General features: G+C 71.9%; 16 protein-coding genes and 1 pseudogene. 9 read left to right on the top strand and 8 right to left on the bottom strand.

Annotated elements, in window-relative coordinates:
• Positions 1-2: 2 nt before the first annotated feature.
• Together chpH and ACZ7EG_RS31030 are read left to right on the top strand one after the other, a co-directional pair.
• Complete coding sequence (chpH, locus tag ACZ7EG_RS31025; protein ID WP_030608446.1) at positions 3-236, top strand: chaplin ChpH; 234 nt, start codon at positions 3-5, stop codon at positions 234-236.
• A gap of 131 nt (positions 237-367) precedes the next feature.
• Positions 368-1,255 carry a chaplin gene (locus tag ACZ7EG_RS31030; protein WP_471086076.1) on the top strand — a complete coding sequence of 296 codons (888 nt, stop codon included), beginning with the start codon at positions 368-370 and terminating at the stop codon, positions 1,253-1,255.
• A gap of 77 nt (positions 1,256-1,332) precedes the next feature.
• Here the strand turns inward: ACZ7EG_RS31030 and ACZ7EG_RS31035 are convergent, their stop codons facing one another.
• The gene (locus ACZ7EG_RS31035; protein WP_471086078.1) at positions 1,333-1,521 is read right to left on the bottom strand and encodes a DUF5703 family protein; all 189 of its coding nucleotides are present in this window, start codon (positions 1,519-1,521) and stop codon (positions 1,333-1,335) included.
• Positions 1,522-1,568: 47 nt separating this feature from the next.
• Here ACZ7EG_RS31035 and ACZ7EG_RS31040 point away from each other — a divergent pair, with 47 nt between their 5' ends.
• Positions 1,569-2,276: a hypothetical protein gene (locus ACZ7EG_RS31040; protein ID WP_471086082.1), complete on the top strand. Its 708-nt coding sequence runs from the start codon at positions 1,569-1,571 to the stop codon at positions 2,274-2,276.
• 63 nt (positions 2,277-2,339) lie between these two features.
• Here the strand turns inward: ACZ7EG_RS31040 and ACZ7EG_RS31045 are convergent, their stop codons facing one another.
• From ACZ7EG_RS31045 to ACZ7EG_RS31055, 3 genes and pseudogenes are all read right to left on the bottom strand, one after another.
• On the bottom strand, positions 2,340-5,303 hold the full coding sequence (locus ACZ7EG_RS31045; RefSeq protein ID WP_471086085.1) for a helix-hairpin-helix domain-containing protein: 2,964 nt from the start codon (positions 5,301-5,303) through the stop codon (positions 2,340-2,342).
• On the bottom strand, positions 5,300-6,286 hold the full coding sequence (locus ACZ7EG_RS31050) for an aldo/keto reductase (RefSeq protein ID WP_471086089.1): 987 nt from the start codon (positions 6,284-6,286) through the stop codon (positions 5,300-5,302). The genes ACZ7EG_RS31045 and ACZ7EG_RS31050 overlap by 4 nt, the downstream gene beginning before the upstream one ends.
• 111 nt (positions 6,287-6,397) lie before the next feature.
• A pseudogene (locus tag ACZ7EG_RS31055) lies at positions 6,398-7,498 on the bottom strand (pectate lyase family protein); the annotation flags it as partial.
• Positions 7,499-7,709: 211 nt separating this feature from the next.
• On the opposite strand from ACZ7EG_RS31055, the gene ACZ7EG_RS31060 reads away from it, so the two are divergent.
• Together ACZ7EG_RS31060 and ACZ7EG_RS31065 are read left to right on the top strand one after the other, a co-directional pair.
• A complete protein-coding gene (locus tag ACZ7EG_RS31060; protein WP_363120351.1) occupies positions 7,710-8,765 on the top strand; it encodes an LLM class F420-dependent oxidoreductase in 1,056 nt (351 codons plus the stop codon).
• A 283-nt stretch (positions 8,766-9,048) separates the two neighbouring features.
• A complete protein-coding gene (locus ACZ7EG_RS31065; protein WP_471086092.1) occupies positions 9,049-9,837 on the top strand; it encodes a ferritin-like domain-containing protein in 789 nt (262 codons plus the stop codon).
• Positions 9,838-9,848: 11 nt separating this feature from the next.
• On the opposite strand, the gene ACZ7EG_RS31070 is transcribed toward ACZ7EG_RS31065, so the two are convergent.
• Positions 9,849-10,844 (bottom strand): magnesium and cobalt transport protein CorA, encoded by a 996-nt coding sequence (locus ACZ7EG_RS31070; protein WP_471086095.1) that lies wholly within the window; start codon positions 10,842-10,844, stop codon positions 9,849-9,851.
• Positions 10,845-10,905: 61 nt separating this feature from the next.
• On the opposite strand from ACZ7EG_RS31070, the gene ACZ7EG_RS31075 reads away from it, so the two are divergent.
• The 4 genes from ACZ7EG_RS31075 to mshC all read left to right on the top strand — a co-directional run bounded on the left by ACZ7EG_RS31075 (position 10,906) and on the right by mshC (position 14,377).
• Positions 10,906-11,592 carry a histidine phosphatase family protein gene (locus tag ACZ7EG_RS31075; RefSeq protein WP_471086098.1) on the top strand — a complete coding sequence of 229 codons (687 nt, stop codon included), beginning with the start codon at positions 10,906-10,908 and terminating at the stop codon, positions 11,590-11,592.
• Between the two features lie 78 nt (positions 11,593-11,670).
• Positions 11,671-12,258 (top strand): DUF3090 domain-containing protein, encoded by a 588-nt coding sequence (locus tag ACZ7EG_RS31080; protein WP_471086101.1) that lies wholly within the window; start codon positions 11,671-11,673, stop codon positions 12,256-12,258.
• Positions 12,222-13,052, top strand: coding sequence for an SCO1664 family protein (locus ACZ7EG_RS31085; RefSeq protein ID WP_471086104.1), 831 nt, complete (start codon positions 12,222-12,224; stop codon positions 13,050-13,052). Before ACZ7EG_RS31080 ends, ACZ7EG_RS31085 begins: the two co-directional genes overlap by 37 nt.
• A 95-nt stretch (positions 13,053-13,147) precedes the next feature.
• On the top strand, positions 13,148-14,377 hold the full coding sequence (gene mshC, locus ACZ7EG_RS31090; RefSeq protein ID WP_471086107.1) for a cysteine--1-D-myo-inosityl 2-amino-2-deoxy-alpha-D-glucopyranoside ligase: 1,230 nt from the start codon (positions 13,148-13,150) through the stop codon (positions 14,375-14,377).
• A gap of 79 nt (positions 14,378-14,456) precedes the next feature.
• On the opposite strand, the gene ACZ7EG_RS31095 is transcribed toward mshC, so the two are convergent.
• The 3 genes from ACZ7EG_RS31095 to ACZ7EG_RS31105 all read right to left on the bottom strand — a co-directional run bounded on the left by ACZ7EG_RS31095 (position 14,457) and on the right by ACZ7EG_RS31105 (position 18,014).
• Positions 14,457-15,440 carry a PAC2 family protein gene (locus ACZ7EG_RS31095; RefSeq protein WP_471086110.1) on the bottom strand — a complete coding sequence of 328 codons (984 nt, stop codon included), beginning with the start codon at positions 15,438-15,440 and terminating at the stop codon, positions 14,457-14,459.
• A gap of 158 nt (positions 15,441-15,598) precedes the next feature.
• Positions 15,599-16,270, bottom strand: a complete 672-nt coding sequence (locus tag ACZ7EG_RS31100; protein WP_471086112.1) for a FadR/GntR family transcriptional regulator — start codon at positions 16,268-16,270, stop codon at positions 15,599-15,601.
• A 127-nt stretch (positions 16,271-16,397) separates the two neighbouring features.
• Entirely contained in the window at positions 16,398-18,014 is a 1,617-nt protein-coding gene (locus ACZ7EG_RS31105; RefSeq protein ID WP_471086115.1) for a glycerol-3-phosphate dehydrogenase/oxidase, read from the bottom strand.
• Positions 18,015-18,021: the final 7 nt, after the last annotated feature.

The raw sequence follows: 18,021 nt of genomic DNA on the forward strand, positions 1-18,021 counted from the left end.
TAATGATCAAGAAGGTCGTCGCTGCTGCGGCTGCCACCGGTGGGCTGGTTCTCGCGGGCGCGGGCCTTGCCGTCGCCGACTCGGGTGCTCAGGGTGCCGCCGTGCACTCCCCGGGCGTCCTGTCCGGCAACGTTGTCCAGGTGCCCGTTCACGTCCCGGTGAACGTCTGCGGCAACACGGTCTCCGTGATCGGCCTGCTGAACCCCGCCTTCGGCAACACCTGCATCAACAAGTGATGCTTCCCCCTCGCTGAGGGGAGTCCAAAGCCATCGGTCCCGGAGCGCATGCCATGCGCTCCGGGACCGAACGCTTCTTTCGGGGAATTCGAGAAGAATTCGAGACAGGGTCGAAGGCAGGTATTCAGTAAATGCGACAGGTCACCCGCAAGGGTCTGATGACCGTGGCGGCCGCGACCGGCGTGATCGCCGCCGCGGGCGGCTCCGCGCACGCCGACTCGGGCGCTCAGGGTTCGGCGTCGGGCTCGCCCGGTGTGCTCTCCGGGAACTCGGTGCAGGCGCCGGTGTACGCGCCGGTCAACGTGTGCGGGAACACGGTCAACGTCGTCGGTGTGCTCAACCCGTCGGTGGGCAACTCGTGCGCCAACAAGGGCGGTGGATCGCCGTCGGGTGCACACGGCGGTCACGGCGGTCACGGTGGCTCCCACGCGAGCGGGCACGCCACCGACTCGCCCGGCGTGGGTTCGGGCAACCACGTCCAGGCGCCGGTCCACGTGCCGGTGAACGTCTGCGGCAACAGCGTCGATGTCATCGGCGTCGCCAACCCCACCATGGGCAACGACTGCTCGAACGGTGGCGGCGGCCACGACGCCCCGGGCCGGCCGGGCAACCCCGGCAATCCGGGGAACCCCGGTAACCCCGGTAACCCCGGTAACCCCGGTAACCCCGGTAACCCCGGTAACCCGGGCGAACCCGGTAACCCTGGGAACCCCGGCAATCCGGGGAACCCCGGCAGCCCTGGGAACCCGGGGGAACCCGGTCATCCTGGGGACCCCGGCCACCCTGGTGAGCCCGGTCACCCCGGCACTCCCGCCACCCCGCCCTCCACGAGCGGCGAGACCCCGGGCGGCTCCTCGCACGGCAACAAGCCGGGCGGCCGGTTCGTCACCCAGCCCCACGGCGAGTCGCAGCTCGCCAGCACCGGCAGCGACCTGCCGCTCGGCCTGGTCCTGCCGGCCGGCGCGGGCGCGCTGCTCGCGGGCGCGGTCCTCTACCGCAAGGCGCGCGCCTCGGCCTGACACCCCCGCGAACGAACGGGCCCCGCAGACGCGGGGCCCGTTCCGTCATGTGCTTTCTTCCCGTGCCCCGTCCTCGCTCACCACGTGGCCCGCACCTGGCGGATGATCCGCCGGCGCAACCGCACCTTGCGGCTGCCGTCGCGCAGCAGGCTCAGACGGTGCAACTCCCAGTGTCCGTACTCCGCGTGGTCCGTCAGCAGACGTGCCGCTTCCTTGCGGGAGACCCCGCGCGGCACGTACACGTCGACAAATTCGTATTCCGGCATCGCATCTATTGTGCGGGCTGGGCCCCGGTACGGATAGCGTCTGCACTATGTCTGATGCTGCGCAGCCCACCGCTGCCGAGGTACGCGCCGCCGCCGAGGCGGTCAAGACCGCGCTCGACCGCCACCTGGCCGCGGTCGAACGCAGGTCGGGGGAGGACGACCCGGCCGTGTTCGAGGCGTTCAACCAGCTGGCCGCGGCCGCAGAGGTGTACGACGAACTGCTCTACGACCGCTACGACGAGGTCACGCCCTTCGAGATCCCCGGTGCGGAGGACGCGCTGCCCCCGTACACGGGCCCCGAGGAACCCAACGCGCTGAGCGTACTGATCCGTCGTGACTACGCCGTCTCCGAACCACAGCGCCTGCTGGCGCAGGCAGGGCGGATCGAGGCCGCGGAGGGCGATGACGGTTCCCCGGCCTCCGGGACGGTGCACGGCGCGCTCGGGCTGCTGTTCGGCGAGTTCGAGCCCGACGAGATCGCCTCCCGGCACAAGGAGTTCGGGCTGGAGGAGGGCGACTCCACGCTCTGGGTGACGGCGGCGGACGAGCCGGCCGATCCCGGCGAGTGGCTGGAGGCGCCCTTCGAGCAGGTCGACCCGCAGCAGGTGGTCTGCCGCTTCGACGTCAGTGCCGTCTTCGACGACGAGATCGACGACGTCGACGATGACGAGGACGGCGACGGTCTGGAGGACGAGCTCGGCGGCGACCTGGACGAGGACGAGGACCTGGAGCCGCTGGACGCGGACCGCCGCTGAGCGCGCACGTCGGCGACCACGGGGGTGGTGGTCAGGGGCCCGGGCCCCTGGCCACCACCCCCGTCACACGTCGCTGACCTGCGGCGCGAGCAGCACCGGAAGCCGGGTCGTGCGCGGCTTCGCCGGAACCTCGGCCACGGCACGGGGCAGTGCCTGCTCCACCCCGTGCACCACGGACAGATGCCGGTCGGCCCGCCCGAACGCCGTGTACACCCACGGCCGGCTGAGTGCCTGCGCCGCATCGCCGGGCAGCACCACGACCACCGCGGGCCACCGGCTACCCACAGCCTGGTGCACGGTCAGCGCCCACCCGTGCCGCACCGACTGCTCCACCCGCTCCTTCGGGACGACGACGGTCTCGCCCTCGCACGACAGGTGCAGCCCCTCGGCGTCCGCCGTCACCACCCGGCCCGGCAGCGCACGCCCCGGCACGGGGGAGTGGACGATCCGGTCACCGGGGTCGAAGCCGCCGAAGCGGCCCGGGCCCGGATTGAGCCGCTCCTTCAGCGCGGCGTTGAGCACCCGCGTCCCGACGGCCCCGCCGTGCCCGGGGGTGATCACCTGGGTCTCCTCCGCCGGCACACCGATCGCCCGCGGCACCGAGTCCACGACGAGCTGCACCGCCCGGTGCACGGCCTCGCCCGCGTCCCGCACGGGCACGATCACGAGCTCCTTGCCGGGAGCCTCGACCTTGTTCAGCTCGCCGATGCCGACACCGGAGAGCAACTCGCCGAGCGGCCCGGGATCCGGCCGTCGCGAGGCCACCTGGGGGCAGATCCGCGCCGCGAGCAGGTCCGCGAACACCCGGCCCGGACCCACGGACCACAGCACCGCCGGATCCCCCGCCAGGACCAGCCGTGCACCGTCCGGCATCGACTCGGTCAGCAGAGCCGCCGTCTCGACATCCAGCTGAGGCGCGTCGAGCACGACGAGCAGATCGAGATCGAAGGCCCCGTCCGCGTCCCGGCCGGGCCCTTCAAGGCCGGCGAGCAGTCCGGAGACGGTGGCGACGGGGAGGCCGAGGTCCGAGGGACCGTCAGCCCGGGGGAGGCCGAGGTCCGAGGGAGCGTCAGCCGCGGGGCGGCCGATGTCCGAGGGAGTGTCAGCCTCGGGGCGGCCGATGTCCGAGGGAGTGTCAGCCTCGGGGCGGCCGATGTCCGAGGGAGTGTCAGCCGTGGGGCGGCCGGGCGCGTCCCCGGCGGCCGCGCCCGGGTGCCGGGAGGCCTCGGCCGCTTCGCCGGCCGGAGCGCCGGCCCTCCGCAGCAGAGCCGCGAAACGGTCGCGGCCGACAGGGCCGTGCGTGGCCGCCCAGGCCCGCAGTCCGAGAGACCGCGCGGCCTTCAACAGGGCCGCAGGCTCGGCCAGGGACGCCTCCCCGCCGGTGTGCAGCACCAGGCCCTGGCCGGCCACCGCGCGGATCAGCTCCGCGGTGGACCCCTCGGCCGCGGCGGCGGCCCGCTCCCAGTCCGCAGCCGAACCGTCCTGCTTGGGTGCGGAGTTGACCAGCCGGGCCAGGCCGTCGGCCAGGCTTTCCTCCGCCATCGCGTACCGCTCCAGCCCGACCAGGACACGGACCGGACGCTCCTGGTCCTCCTCCGCGCCGTCCTCGTCGGTCCGGGCCGGAGTACCGGACTCCTCCAGGGCGTCCTGGAAGGCCAGAGCCTCGCCCTCCGCGATCGCGCCCTGCACGGCGCCGTCGGGGTCCGGCACACCCCGCTGAGCCAGGGCGGCGAGGAGCGCGGGCATCTCCAGGGCGGTGTGCCCGGCCAGCGCCGCCTGTTCCAGGAGCCAGCCGGTGAGGGCCCGGCCACGCCGCTCGTCGTCCGGGCCGCACTCGGCGCCGAGCAGGGCCCGCGCGAAACCGTCGGCCTGCTCGGGACGCACGCCGGAGATGCGCAGCAACTGCCAAGGGTCGGCGCGCAGTCGGTCGTCCGCACCCTCGCCGAGTGCCGCGGCGACCTGCGGTGCGAGCGCCTGCGGCGCGCCGCCCTCGCCGAGCACCTGCCGGACGGCCTGAACCGCCTCCGGCGCGGGAGCCGCCGACGCGGCGACGGGTTCGGGAGCCACCGGCCGCGGCCGCCGTTCCGGCTCGGGAGCGGGACGCCGGGGAGCGGGCCGGGATTCTTCGAACACCGCGGTCACAGGCTTCTCGCCGCTCTCGACGGCTCGTACGGCTGCGAGCAGATCGGCGGCCTTGCCGCTCAGCTTGGTGCCGCTCTCGATCGGCGCCTTCTTCTCGGCCTTGCGCTGCTCGATGCGCTCCCGCTCGACCTGCTGGGCCCGAAGCTCGGCCTCCGCCTCGGACACCTGCCCGGCGCCCGCGTCACCGCTCCCGGTCTCGTCCTGCCCGGCGCCCGCGTCACCGCTCCCGGTCTCGGCCTGCCCCGCGCCCCCGGTGTCGGACCCGGCGCCCGCGTCACCGCTCCCGGTCTCGGCCTGCCCCGCGCCCCCGGTGTCGGACCCGGCGCCCGCGTCACCGCTCCCGGTCTCGTCCTGCCCGGCGCCCGCGTCACCGCTCTCGGCCTCGGCCTGCCCCGCGCCCCCGGTGTCGGACCCGGCGCCCGCGTCACCGCTCCCGGCCTCGGCCTGCCCGGCGCCCGCGTCACCGCTCCCGGTCTCGTCCTGCCCGGCGCCCGCGTCACCGCTCTCGGCCTCGTCCTGCCCCGCGCCCCCGGTGTCGGACCCGGCGCCCGCGTCACCGCTCCCGGTCTCGTCCTGCCCGGCGCCCGCGTCACCGCTCCCGGCCTCGGCCTGCCCCGCGCCCCCGGTGTCGGACCCGGCGCCCGCGTCACCGCTCTCGGCCTCGGCCTGCCCCGCGCCCCCGTCACCGTCTCCTGTGTCGGCCCCGGGGCCCCCGTCGCCGCTCTCCGCCTCGGACATCTCCCCTGCGCCCGCGTCGTCGCCCGCGGTGTCGGGCGCGTGCCCGGCACCGGTCTCTTCGGCACTGCCACCCCCGTCGGCCGGTGTGACCTCGGCGCCCGGCGTCCCCGGCTCGGCGTTCTCCGTGGTCTCGGGCTCCGTGCTCACAGCGTGCTCCAGTCGTGATCGGGATAGCGGTGCACGGGCACCGACACATCGTCGAGCGCCCGGCAGATCTCGTCAGGAAGACTAAGGGTCTCCACTGACAATGCCGCCGTGAGCTGCTGCGCGTTGCGCGCGCCGACGATCGGGGCGGCCACGCCGGGCCGGTCGCGCACCCACGCCAGGGCGACCTGGAGCGGCGTCACCGCCAGCCCGTCGGCCGCGGTCGCCACGGCGTCCACGATGCGGCTCGCCGTGTCGTCGAGGTACGGCGCGACGAAGGGCGCGAGGTGCTCCGAGGCGCCACGCGAGTCCGGCGGCATCGTGTCGCCCCGGTACTTGCCCGTCAGCACGCCGCGACCGAGCGGCGAGGAGGGCAGCAGTCCTATGCCCAGGTCCAGCGCGGCCGGCAGCACCTCCCGTTCCACTCCGCGCTGGAGCAGGGAGTACTCCAGCTGTGTACCGGCCAGGCGGGTCCGGGTGCCGGGGGCGGCCAACTGCCAGGTCGCGGCCTTGGCCAGCTGCCAGCCGCAGAAGTTGGAGACGGCGGCATACCGGGCACGCCCGCTGGAGACCGCCAGATCGAGGGCCTGGAGAGTCTCCTCCAGCGGGGTGTCCGGGTCGAAAGCGTGCACATGCCACAGGTCGACGTGGTCCGTGCCGAGCCGGGAGAGCGAGGCGTCCAGCGCGGAGAGCAGATGACCACGGGAGCCGTCGAAGCGGCGGTCGGGGTCCGGCACGCTGCCGGCCTTGGTCGAAATGACCAGGTCCCGGCGGGGCACCAGGCCTTCCATGAGCCTGCCGAGCAGGTACTCGGCCTCACCGTCCCCGTACACGTCCGCGGTGTCGACGAGGGTCCCGCCCGCTTCCCAGAACGTCTTCATCAGGTCCGCGGCGTCGTGCTCGTCGGTGTCCCGCCCCCAGGTCAGGGTGCCGAGCCCGATGCGGGACACACGAAGGCCGGTGCGGCCGAGATGCCTCTGCTCCATGAACGCCGAGATTACTGGCCAGGACCTGCGTGTGGGTGGCCGCGGTCGACGGATTTCCATGGGCGGCCGGTCGGTTGCCCCGAGCCGGCCGCAGCCCGTCGTCCTCGGTCAGCACGTGCCGTCCGACACCTGAAGCCCCTTGTTCGCGCCCGCCGTCCGGCTCACGACGGCCGGCACGCAGCCCGCCGCGTCGAGACGGTGGGAGTACGGGATCGCGACCGTGGTGTTGGACTTCGGGTCGGGGCCGGCCGGATGGTTCTCGCTGCCGGGGCGGGACCAGGTCACGTTGTCGAAGACGTTGCCGCCGACCTGCCAGAAGCCGGCCTCGTCGGTGTAGAAGGTGCCGAGGACGTCCTTGGAGTCCTCGAAGTAGTTGTTGTCCACCTTGGCGCGGGCGCCGGCCCGGGAGTTGATGCCGGACTCGTTGAGACGCACGTAGTGGTTGTTGTAGAGGTGCGCGATGCCGCCGCGCAGCAGGGGAGCGCGCGAGTCGATGTTCTCGTACCGGTTGTGGTGGTACGTGATGTAGCCGTTCGAGCGGTCGCTCTCGCTGTTCCCGACCAGGCCGCCCCGGCCGGAGTTGCTCAGGACGCTGTAGGACAGGGTCACGTACTGGGTGTTGTCCTTGAGGTCGAACAGGCCGTCGAAGCCCTCCGCCTCGCCGCCCGACGCCTCCAGGGTCGTGTGATCGATCCAGACGTTGCGCACGTTGCGCTCGATGCCGATGGCGTCTCCGCCGTTGGACGTGGGGGAGCCCGACTTCTTGACGTTCCGGACGGTCACGTTCTGGACGATGATGTTCGTCGATTCGCGGATGTGGATGCCCACTTGGTCGAAGAGGGCGCCGCCGCCGACTCCGACGAGGGTCACGTTGCTGACCTTCTTGAGCTCGATGACGCCGTCCGCGGTGTCGCAACTGCCTCCCGACACCTTCTTGGTGTTGGCGTGGTTGATGGTCCCGGCGACCTCGATGGTGATCGGGGTGCTCGTGCTCGCGCGGCCGCACAGCGCCTGGTGGATCGCCGTTCCCGTGGTCGCCCGGACCGTCCGGCCTCCGGCGCCGCCGGTGGTCCCGCCGTTCTGGGCCGCGTAGCCGGTGGCGCTGCCGGTCGCGGCCGAGGCCTCGGGCATCGACACGAGTGTGCCCGTCGCCGCCGCCAGGGCCAGTGTGGCCAGTGCCGCCGGGAGTCTCAGGGGGAGTGCTCGCTTCATCCTTGCCTCTCCGTCCGTCATCGGAAGGTGGGGGTGTGGAAAGCGCTTTCCACAGTGCAAGGTACGGACTTGCTGTGGACGCGTCAACGATCGCGACCATGATTCCTGTTCACGCATATGGACAACGGTCGGGTGTGGCCGTGTACCCCGCCCCGGCCCGCGCGCTAAGGTGCCCGCACAGGAACGTTACTGATCAGTAAGGGGATGTGGCATGCAGCTCGGTATCAACCTCGGCTACTGGGGTGCCGGAATGGACGCGGACAATCTGGCCGTCGCCCAGGAAGCCGACCGGCTCGGGTACGCCGTCTGCTGGGCCGCCGAGGCCTACGGCTCCGACGCCGCCACCGTACTGAGCTGGGTCGCCGCACAGACCGAGCGCATCGACGTGGGCTCCGCCATCTTCCAGATCCCGGCCCGCCAGCCCGCGATGACGGCCATGACCGCCGCCACCCTCGACTCCCTCTCCGGCGGCCGTTTCCGCCTCGGCCTCGGCGTCTCCGGCCCGCAGGTTTCCGAGGGCTGGTACGGCGTCAAGTTCGACAAGCCGCTCGCCCGCACCCGCGAGTACGTCGAGATCGTCCGCAAGGCCATGACCCGCGAGCGGCTGTCCTACGAGGGACAGCACTGGACGCTGCCCCTGCCCGGCGGCCCGGGCAAGCCGATCAAGCTGACCGTGCACCCGCAGCGCGAGCACATCCCGCTGTACATCGCCGCGATCGGCCCCAAGAACCTCGAGCAGACCGGCGAGATCGCCGACGGCGCGCTGCTGATCTTCCCGTCCGCCGAGCACCTCGAGGACACCACGATCACGCACCTGCGCGCCGGGCGCGAGAAGGCCGGCAAGACGCTCGACGGGTTCGACGTCTGCCCGACCCTGCCGCTCGCCGTCGGCGACGACAAGGACGTGGCCGCGCTGGCCGACACCTTCCGCCCCTACACCGCGCTGTACGTCGGCGGCATGGGCAGCCCCAAGCAGAACTTCTACAACCAGCTCGCCCAGCGCATGGGCTACGAGCGGGAAGCCGCCGAGATCCAGAGCAAGTACCTCTCCGGCGACAAGCAGGGCGCCGCGGCCGCCGTGCCCCACGACCTGATCGACAAGACGACCCTGCTCGGTTCCGTCGACCGGATCGCGGACCGGATGAAGGCCTACGCCGCGGCCGGGGTCACCACCCTGTCCCTCGCACCGGCGGGCTTCACGCTCGACGAGCGGCTCGCGTCCCTGAGGGCCGGCACGGAGGCCCTGGAGCGCGCCGGACTCGCCTAGGGGGCGCCCGCAGCAGAGCGCAGTGGGAAGTTTCAGCGGCCGTGGTGGGGGCTCGGAGGTCTTCCCCGCCACGGCCGTCACGCGGAACAACGCGCCGGGGCCGCCCGCGGTTACGGCACCGCGGCCTCTTCTCCGGCCCCGCCGTCGCGGCCCCGGCGTCCTCCATTCGGCGGAGTTGTCCCTCACACCTGTTGCAGCGCCCTCCACCCCGCACTTGACTCGTTCTTCGCGGAACCCTGCGGAATGTCGCAGTACGCCCACGCGCGCGGGAGAGGTGCCCACGATGCTTTCGGCCAAGAGCCTGTTCCAGGAGATCCTCGACAACGACGAGTCCTTCGCCCTGTTCTGCTCCATCGCCGCGAGCGGCGAGTCCCAGGGCGGCTGGGAGAACGCCCGTATCGCCGCACTCGTACCCGAGGCCGAGCGAGAACTCGCCCCCAAGATCAGCCGGCACGGTGCCGACGAGGACAAGCACGGCCGGATCTTCAACGCCCTCATGAAGAAGCGCGGCCTCGACCCCGTCCCGGTCCCGCCGGAGACCGACTACACCATGCTCCTGGAGAAGAACGGCATCGGCCTCGCCCACGAGCAGCTGAAGCGCGACGAACGGCTCACGGTCCGGGAGCTCGTCACCTACCTCTCGCACAGCAGGGTCACCGAGCAGCGTGCCTCGGAGCAGATGGACCTGCTCCGCAAGCACTTCGCCGACCACCCCTACATCGGCCGCGCGGTCAAGCAGATCTCCAACGACGAGGACAACCACCTCGCCTACTGCCACGAGGAACTGCTGCGCTTCGCCTACGCGGGCCACGGCCGGCTCATCCAGCGCACCCTGCGCGAGTGCGCGCTCGCCGAGATCCGGATCTACCGCGACGTCAGCCTCGCCGTGATGGCGCACATGGGCCGCATCCTCGGCTGGTCCAAGGCCAAGTCGGCGGTGCTCGTCGCGGGCATCCACGCGATGTACGCGTATGAACGCATGGGCGGCTGGCGCCGGATGGTGTCACTGACGCCGCCCGAGCGCCGCAACGCCCTCGGCGGCCCCGCGACCCCGGAACCCGAGTTCGTCTGAGCCGGCCCGCCCTACAGCCAGCCCCGGCGCTTGAACAGCCGGAAGACCATGACCTCCAGCACGGCCATGAGCGCGATCAGCGCCGGATAGGACCAGACCCAGCGCAGCTCCGGCATGTGCTCGAAGTTCATGCCGTAGACCCCCGCGAGCATCGTGGGGATCGCGGCCATGGCCGCCCACGCGGAGATCTTCCGCATGTCGTCGTTCTGCCGGACGCTCATCTGCGCGAGATGCGCCGAGAGGATGTCCGACACCAGCCGGTCCAGGTTCTCCACGGACTCGTTCACGCGGGTGAGGTGGTCGCTGACGTCTCGGAAGAACGGCCGGGCCCGGTCGTCCACGAACGGCACGGCCACACCGGTCGACGCCGTGCCCGCCAGTCGGCTCATCGGCGGGGCCAGCGGCCCGGTCGCCCGGCGGAACTCCAGGACCTGCCGCTTGAAGTCGTAGATCCGCGACGCCGTGTTCCGTGAGCCCCCGCCGTCCGGCGAGAAGACCTCCGCCTCCAGCCCTTCCAGGTCGGTCTGCAGCTCGGTCGCCACGTCCAGGTAGTGGTCGACGGTGGCGTCGGCGACCGCGTACAGCACCGCCGTGGGGCCCTTGACCAGCAGCTCCGGCTCCAGCTCCAGGCGGTGGCGTACGGCCTTGAGCGGAGAGCCCTCGCCGTGCCGGACGGTCACCACGAACGAGTCGCCCAGGAAGATCATGATCTCGCCGGAGGAGACGGTGTCGCTCTGCGGCTCGTACGCCACCGGCTTGAGCACCACGAAGAGCGAGTCGTCGTACACCTCCAGCTTGGGCCGCTGATGGGCCTTGAGGGCGTCCTCGACGGCCAGCGGGTGCAGCCCGAACTCCCGGGTCACATGGTCGAACTCGTCCTCGGTCGGCTCGTGCAGCCCGATCCACACGAAGCCGCCCGCCGTGCGGGCGTCACCCAGGGCGTCGGAGAGGTCCTCGGGACCTTCCGTCCGTTGTCCGTCGCGGTAGATGGCACAGTCGACGATCACGAAGCGAGTCTCCCGTCACTCGAACGACACCACAGGCGCGCGTGCGCCTACGCTGGAGCGCATGCCCACGCTGATCCTGGTCAGGCACGGACGCTCCACCGCAAACACCGAGGGACTGCTCGCCGGCTGGACGCCCGGTGTCGCCCTCGACGAGCGCGGCGCCGCGCAGGCCGCCGCGCTGCCCGGGCGGCTGGCCGAACTGGCCCTCGCCGAAATCGTCACCAGTCCGCTCCAGCGCTGCCAGGAGACGATCCAGCCCCTTCTCGACGCCCGGCCGCAGCTGAGCCCGCACACCGACGAACGCATCGGCGAGTGTCACTACGGCGACTGGTCCGGGCGCAAGCTCGCCGAGCTCAAGGACGAGCCCCTGATGGACATCGTGCAGGCGCACCCCTCCGCGGCGGCCTTCCCCGGCGGGGAGTCCATGCGGTCCATGCAGACGCGTGCAGCCGAGGCCGTACGCGAGTGGAACGCGCGCGTGGAGCGCGACCACGGCGCCGACGCCGTCTACCTCATGTGCTCGCACGGCGACATCATCAAGTCGCTCGTCGCGGACGCACTCGGGCTTCACCTGGACCTCTTCCAGCGGATTTCCGTAGAACCGTGTTCCATCACCGCGATCCGCTACACACGACTGCGGCCGTTTCTCGTACGGCTCGGCGACACCGGTGACTTCACGTCCCTCGTGCCGCGCGAGGAAGCGCCGGGCGGCGAGGCCGAAGTCGGGGGTGGTGCGGGCGCACCGTGATCGTTCACCGCAGTAGGGTGAAGCGGTCGCAGCAGTGCCGTGGTCACACGGTTCCCACGATTCCAATGGAGACAGGACGTGTCCCGTCAGGTGTTCCTCTACGACCATCCGGAGCGCTTCGTGGCCGGTACGGTCGGACTGCCCGGGCGCCGTTCGTTCTTCCTCCAGGCCTCCGCCGGCTCCCGGGTGACCAGCGTGGCCCTGGAGAAGACCCAGGTCGCCGCCCTCGCCGAGCGCATGGACGAACTGCTCGACGAGGTGGTACGCCGTAGCGGCGGCAGCGCCCACGTCCCCGCCGTCGCCCCCTCGGACACCGACACCGCCCCGCTGGACACCCCCATCGAGGAGGAGTTCCGGGTCGGCACCATGGCGCTCGCCTGGGACGGCGACGAGCAGCTCATGATCGTCGAGGCGCAGGCGCTCGTGGAGCTCGACGCGGAATCCGAGGAGGACCTCGCCGAGGCCGAGGAGCGGCTGCTCCAGGACGAGGAGAACGGACCGCCGATGCTGCGGGTCCGGCTCACCGGCTCGCAGGCCAGGGCCTTCGCCAAGCGCGCTCTCGACGTCGTCAACGCCGGACGGCCGCCGTGCCCGCTGTGCAGCCTCCCGCTCGACCCGGAAGGACACGTATGTCCGCGCCAGAACGGATACCGCCGCGGAGCGTGACGCCTCCCGCGAACGCCGCCGAGCTGCTCGCCCGGGGCGAACTGACCGTCCGCGGACGCATCCGCGAGGCCTCCAACGCGGCCCTGTACTGCACGGTGTCCTACGACGGGGAGGACGCGGCCTGCGTCTACAAGCCGGTCGCGGGAGAGCGGCCCCTGTGGGACTTCCCCGACGGGACGCTGGCCCAGCGCGAGGTCGCCGCGTACGAGGTCTCCGAGGCGACCGGCTGGAGCCTCGTACCGCCCACCGTGCTGCGCGAGGGGCCTTACGGCGAGGGCATGTGCCAGCTCTGGGTCGAGGTGACGCCCGAGGCGGAACTGCTCGCCCTGGTCGACGGCGAGGAACCCGAGCCGGGCTGGAAGGCGATCGGGTTCGCCGAGGTCGGCGAGGGGCGCACCGCACTGCTCGTGCACGCCGACGACGAACGGCTGCGGCGGCTCGCGGTCCTGGACGCGGTCATCAACAACGCCGACCGCAAGGGTGGTCACCTGCTGCCCACCGGTGAGGGACGGCTGTACGGCATCGACCACGGGGTCACGTTCAACGCCGAGAACAAACTGCGGACCCTGCTGTGGGGCTGGGCGGGGGAGGCCCTCACCGAGGAGGCCGTCGACGTCCTCGAAGGACTCAGGAAGGGTCTGGCCGAGGGCGGTCCGCTCGCCGCGCGGCTCGAACCGCTGATCACCCGCGCCGAGATCGACGCCACCCGCGCACGGGTCGGAGCCCTGCTCGCCTCGGGGACCCACCCGGAGCCGAGCGGTGAGTGGCCGGCGATTCCCTGGCCACCCGTGTAGCGGCACAGGCACCCGGAACACCGCAAGAGCGCCTTCTCGGCCGTGTGGCCCGCTCCCATTCGTATATGGAACTTCAGTCCGGTTAGGCTCATGGCATGCATGCCTGGCCCGCTTCCGAGGTCCCCGCCCTGCCTGGTCAGGGCCGCGACCTGAGGATCCACGACACCGCGACCGGCGGTCTGGTCACCCTCGACCCCGGTCCCGTCGCCCGTATCTACGTCTGTGGCATCACCCCGTACGACGCCACTCACCTGGGACACGCGGCGACCTACAACGCGTTCGACCTCGTGCAGCGCGTGTGGCTCGACACCAAGCGCCAGGTTCACTACGTCCAGAACGTCACCGACGTCGACGATCCGCTCCTGGAGCGGGCGCAGCGCGACGGCATCGACTGGGCCGCCCTCGCCGAGAAGGAGACGGCCCTCTTCCGCGAGGACATGACAGCCCTGCGGATGCTGCCGCCGCGGCAGTACATAGGCGCCGTCGAGGCCATACCGGGGATCGTCCCGCTCGTCGAGCGGCTCCGGGACGCCGGCGCGGCCTACGAACTGGAGGGGGACGTCTACTTCTCCGTCGAGTCCGACCCGCACTTCGGCAAGGTCTCGAACCTCGACGCCGAGGCGATGCGGCTGCTGTCCGCCGAGCGCGGCGGCGACCCGGACCGTCCGGGCAAGAAGAACCCCCTCGACCCGATGCTGTGGATGGCGGCCCGCGAGGGCGAGCCCAGCTGGGACGGCGGATCGCTCGGGCGCGGACGGCCCGGCTGGCACATCGAGTGCGTGGCCATCGCCCTCGACCACCTCGGCATGGGCTTCGACATCCAGGGCGGCGGCTCCGACCTCGCCTTCCCGCACCACGAGATGGGCGCCTCGCACGCCCAGGCCCTCACCGGCGAGTTCCCCATGGCCAAGGCGTACGTACACGCCGGCATGGTCGCCCTGGACGGCGAGAAGATGTCCAAGTCCAAGGGCAACCTGGTCTTCGTCTCCAGGCTCCGGCACGACGGCGTCGACCCGGCCGCCATCCGGCTCACGCTGCTCGCCCACCACTACCGCGCCGACTGGGAGTACACCGACCAGGTCCTCCAGGACGCCGTCGCACGGCTCGGCCGCTGGCGGGCCGCCGTGTCCCGGCCCGACGGACCGCCGGCGGAGGCGCTCGTCGACGAGATCCGCGAGGCCCTCGCGAACGACCTGGACGCCCCCGCCGCGCTCGCCGCGGTCGACCGCTGGGTCGCGCTCCAGGAGCGGAGCGGCGGCACGGACATCGGCGCGCCCGGGGTGGCCTCCCGGTCGGTGGACGCGCTGCTGGGCGTAGCGCTGTAGCGCTGTCGCCGCCGAAACGGACAACAGGGGCGTCTCCCGGCCGGGAGACGCCCCTCTGACATGCGTGCGGTGCGGTACCTCAGTCCTCCGACGACTCGTCGTCGTCCGTGCCCGGCTTCGGCGGCTTGGGCGGGCGGGTGCGGCCGCTGGGGTTGTCCCGGAGGTACGACGTGCTGTCGCTGCCGTCCGCCGTGGCGTGACCGCCGGCCCCGGGCGGTCCGCCGCGGTCGTGACGCCGCAGATAGCGTTCGAACTCCCGGGCGATGGCCTCCCCGGAGGCCTCCGGCAGCTCGGCGGTGTCCCGGGCCTCCTCCAGCGACTGGACGTACTCGGCGACCTCGCTGTCCTCGGCGGCCAGCTGGTCCACGCCGACCTGCCAGGCGCGCGCGTCCTCGGGCAGCTCGCCCAGCGGGATGCGCACGTCGATCAGGTCCTCCAGGCGGTTCAGCAGCGCCAGGGTGGCCTTGGGGTTCGGCGGCTGCGACACGTAGTGCGGCACCGCGGCCCACAGCGAGACGGCCGGGACACCCGCGTGCGTGCAGGCCTCCTGGAGGACGCCGACGATGCCCGTGGGGCCCTCGTACTTGGTCTCCTCCAGGTCCATGCGGCGGGCCAGGTCCGGGTCGGACGTCGTGCCGCTGATCGGAACCGGACGGGTGTGCGGGGTGTCGCCGAGCAGAGCGCCCAGGACGACCACCAGTTCCACCCCCAGTTCGTGCGCGAAGCCCAGCAGTTCGTTGCAGAACGAGCGCCACCGCATGGACGGTTCGATGCCCCGGACGAGGACGAGATCGCGTGGCTTCTCACCACCGACCCGGACCACCGACAGCCTGGTCGTGGGCCAGGTGATCTTGCGGACGCCCGATTCCATGAACACCGTGGGGCGGTTGACCTGGAAGTCGTAGTAGTCCTCGGCGTCCAGCGCCGCGAACACCTCGCCCTTCCATTCCCGGTTCAGATGCGCGACCGCGGTGGAGGCGGCGTCGCCGGCATCGTTCCAGCCCTCGAACGCGGCCACCATGACCGGGTCGATCAGCTCGGGAACCCCCTCGAGCTCGATCACCCAGCGCCTCCTTCCGACGTGCCCTCGCTTGACCACCCAACCTTACGGCGTGCCGCGGGGGCGCCCGCAGCCCCCTTGCAGGGGGAGTGCCCCCATCACTGCCCCGTGATCCACCCCTGAACACCCCGGATGCGTCCGAGCAGTCCGTGAGGCCCCTGTCACAGCGTGGAGCGCAGCCACTGCTCCACACTGGCGATGTGGACGGTCGCCCACGACCGCGCCGCCTCGGGGTCCCGGTCGCGCAGGGCGGCCAGGATCGCGCGATGCTCACGCAGGGTGCGGGCGACGGCGTCCTCCTGGGTGAGGCCGCGCCAGATCCGGGCCCGGGTCGTGGGGCCTGACAGACCGTCGAGCAGCGAGCACAGCACGGAGTTGCCCGAGCTCTGCACGATGCCCCGGTGGAACTCCAGGTCGCAGGCGACGAGATCCTCCACGGACGGGGTGTCGCCGAGCCTGTCCAGCTGGGCGCCGAGCGCGTCCAGTTGCTGCTCGCTGATCCGCAGCGCCGCCATGGCGGTCGCCGCCGGCTCCAGGATGCGGCGTACGGCCAGGAACTCCAGGACCGTGTCGTCGCGGTGGAAGTCGACGACGAAGCTCATCGCCTCGAGCAGGAGTTGGGGATCGAGGCTGGTGACGTACGTGCCGTCGCCCTGCCGCACGTCGAGGATCCGGATCAGCGACAGGGCGCGCACGGCCTCCCGCAGGGAGTTGCGCGACAGCCCGAGGTCGGCGGCGAGTTCGCTCTCCTTGGGCAGCCGGTCGCCCGGGCGCAGCGCGCCGGAGACGATCATCCCCTTGATCTTCTCGATCGCCTCGTCGGTGACTGCCATGGCGGCCTCCCTCTGTGCTTAAGACCTCCGACGTATCAGGTCATTATGGGGGTACGGGAACGCGGCAGGGGCGGCTCCGTCGGCGTGGAGCCGCCCCTGCCGGGATGGGGTCCCCCCGTACCCCTGCCTACTTCTTGTCGAGCAGGTCCTGCACCTTGGCGCGGACGTCGTCCGTGGCGAGGCCGCGGATCGTCAGCGTCGTGCGGCGGCGCAGCACGTCGTCCTGCGTCTCGGCCCACTCGTGGTCGCGGGCCCAGACGACCTGCGCCCAGATCTCCGGGGCGTCGGGGTGGACGCGCTCGGCGAGCTCGGGGCTCTCGTTGGCCAGGCGGGCGATGTCGAAGGCCAGCGAGCCGTAGTGCGTGGCCAGGTGCTTGGCCGTGTCCGCCGCCATGCGCGGGCCCGGTGCCGGCCGGTCGGTGAGCAGCCGGTGGGCGACCGCGCGCGGGTTGGCGATGCCGGGCAGCGGCAGCTTCTTCGGCAGCGCGCTGATCGGCTCGAAGTCGTCGCCGAGCGGGTGGCCCGGCAGCGCCTCCAGCTTCTTCATGATCGTCCGGCCGATGTGGCGGAAGGTGGTCCACTTGCCGCCCGCGACGGACAGCATGCCGCCCTTGCCCTCGGTGACGACCGTCTCGCGCTTGGCCTTGGAGGTGTCGCCGGGGCCGCCCGGCAGCACCCGCAGGCCCGCGAAGGCGTAGGTGATCAGGTCGCGGTCCAGCTGCTGGTCACGGACGGAGAAGGCGGCCTCGTCGAGGATCTGGGCTATGTCCTTCTCGGTGACCGAGACGTCCGCCGGGTCGCCCTCGAACTCCTCGTCGGTGGTGCCGAGCAGCAGCATGTCCTCCCAGGGGAGGGCGAAGGTGATGCGGTACTTGTCGATCGGGGTCGCGAGCGCGGCCTTCCAGGGGGAGGTGCGCTTGAGGACCAGGTGCGCGCCCTTCGACAGACGGATGGAGGGCGCCGCGTTCGGGTCCTCCATCTTGCGCAGGTGGTCGACCCAGGGGCCGGTCGCGTTCAGCACCAGCCGGGCGCTGACGCCGAACTCGTCGCCGGACAGCCGGTCCTTCAGTTCGGCGCCCGTGACCCGGCCCTGGGTGAAGCGCAGGCCCGTCACCTCGGCGTGGTTGAGGACGACCGCGCCCGCCTCGACGGCCCCGCGGACCGTCATCAGCGCCATGCGCGCGTCGTTCATCTGGTCGTCGCCGTAGACGGCCACGGCCTTGAGGTTGTCGGTGCGCAGCTCGGGCACGTCCTGCGCGGCCTTGGCCGGGGACAGCAGGTGCCCGACGCCGTCACCGAACGCGGAGAGCGCGGAGTAGGCGAAGACGCCCGCCCCGAGCTTCGCCGCGCCGTGCGGCCCGCCCTTGTACACGGGGAGGTAGAACGTGAGCGGGTTCGCCAGGTGGGGAGCCACCTGGCGGGAGACCGCACGGCGCTCGAAGTGGTTCTCCGCCACCAGCTTCACCGCGCCGGTCTGCAGGTAGCGCAAGCCCCCGTGGAGCAGCTTGGAGGAGGCGGAGGACGTGGCGCCGGCGAAGTCGCCGGCGTCCACGAGAGCCACCCTGAGGCCGGACTGCGCGGCGTGCCAGGCGGTGGAGATGCCCAGAATGCCGCCGCCGATCACGAGAAGGTCGTACGACGCCTTGGAGAGCTGCTCCCTGGTCTCGGCTCGGCTCGGGTTCGAGCCGGAGGCCGGGTGCGTCCCCAGGGCAGGCACGGACTGCAGGGTGGACTTGGTGGTCATGCTGTTT

The sequence above is a fragment of the Streptomyces sp. NPDC037100 genome (assembly GCF_055606225.1).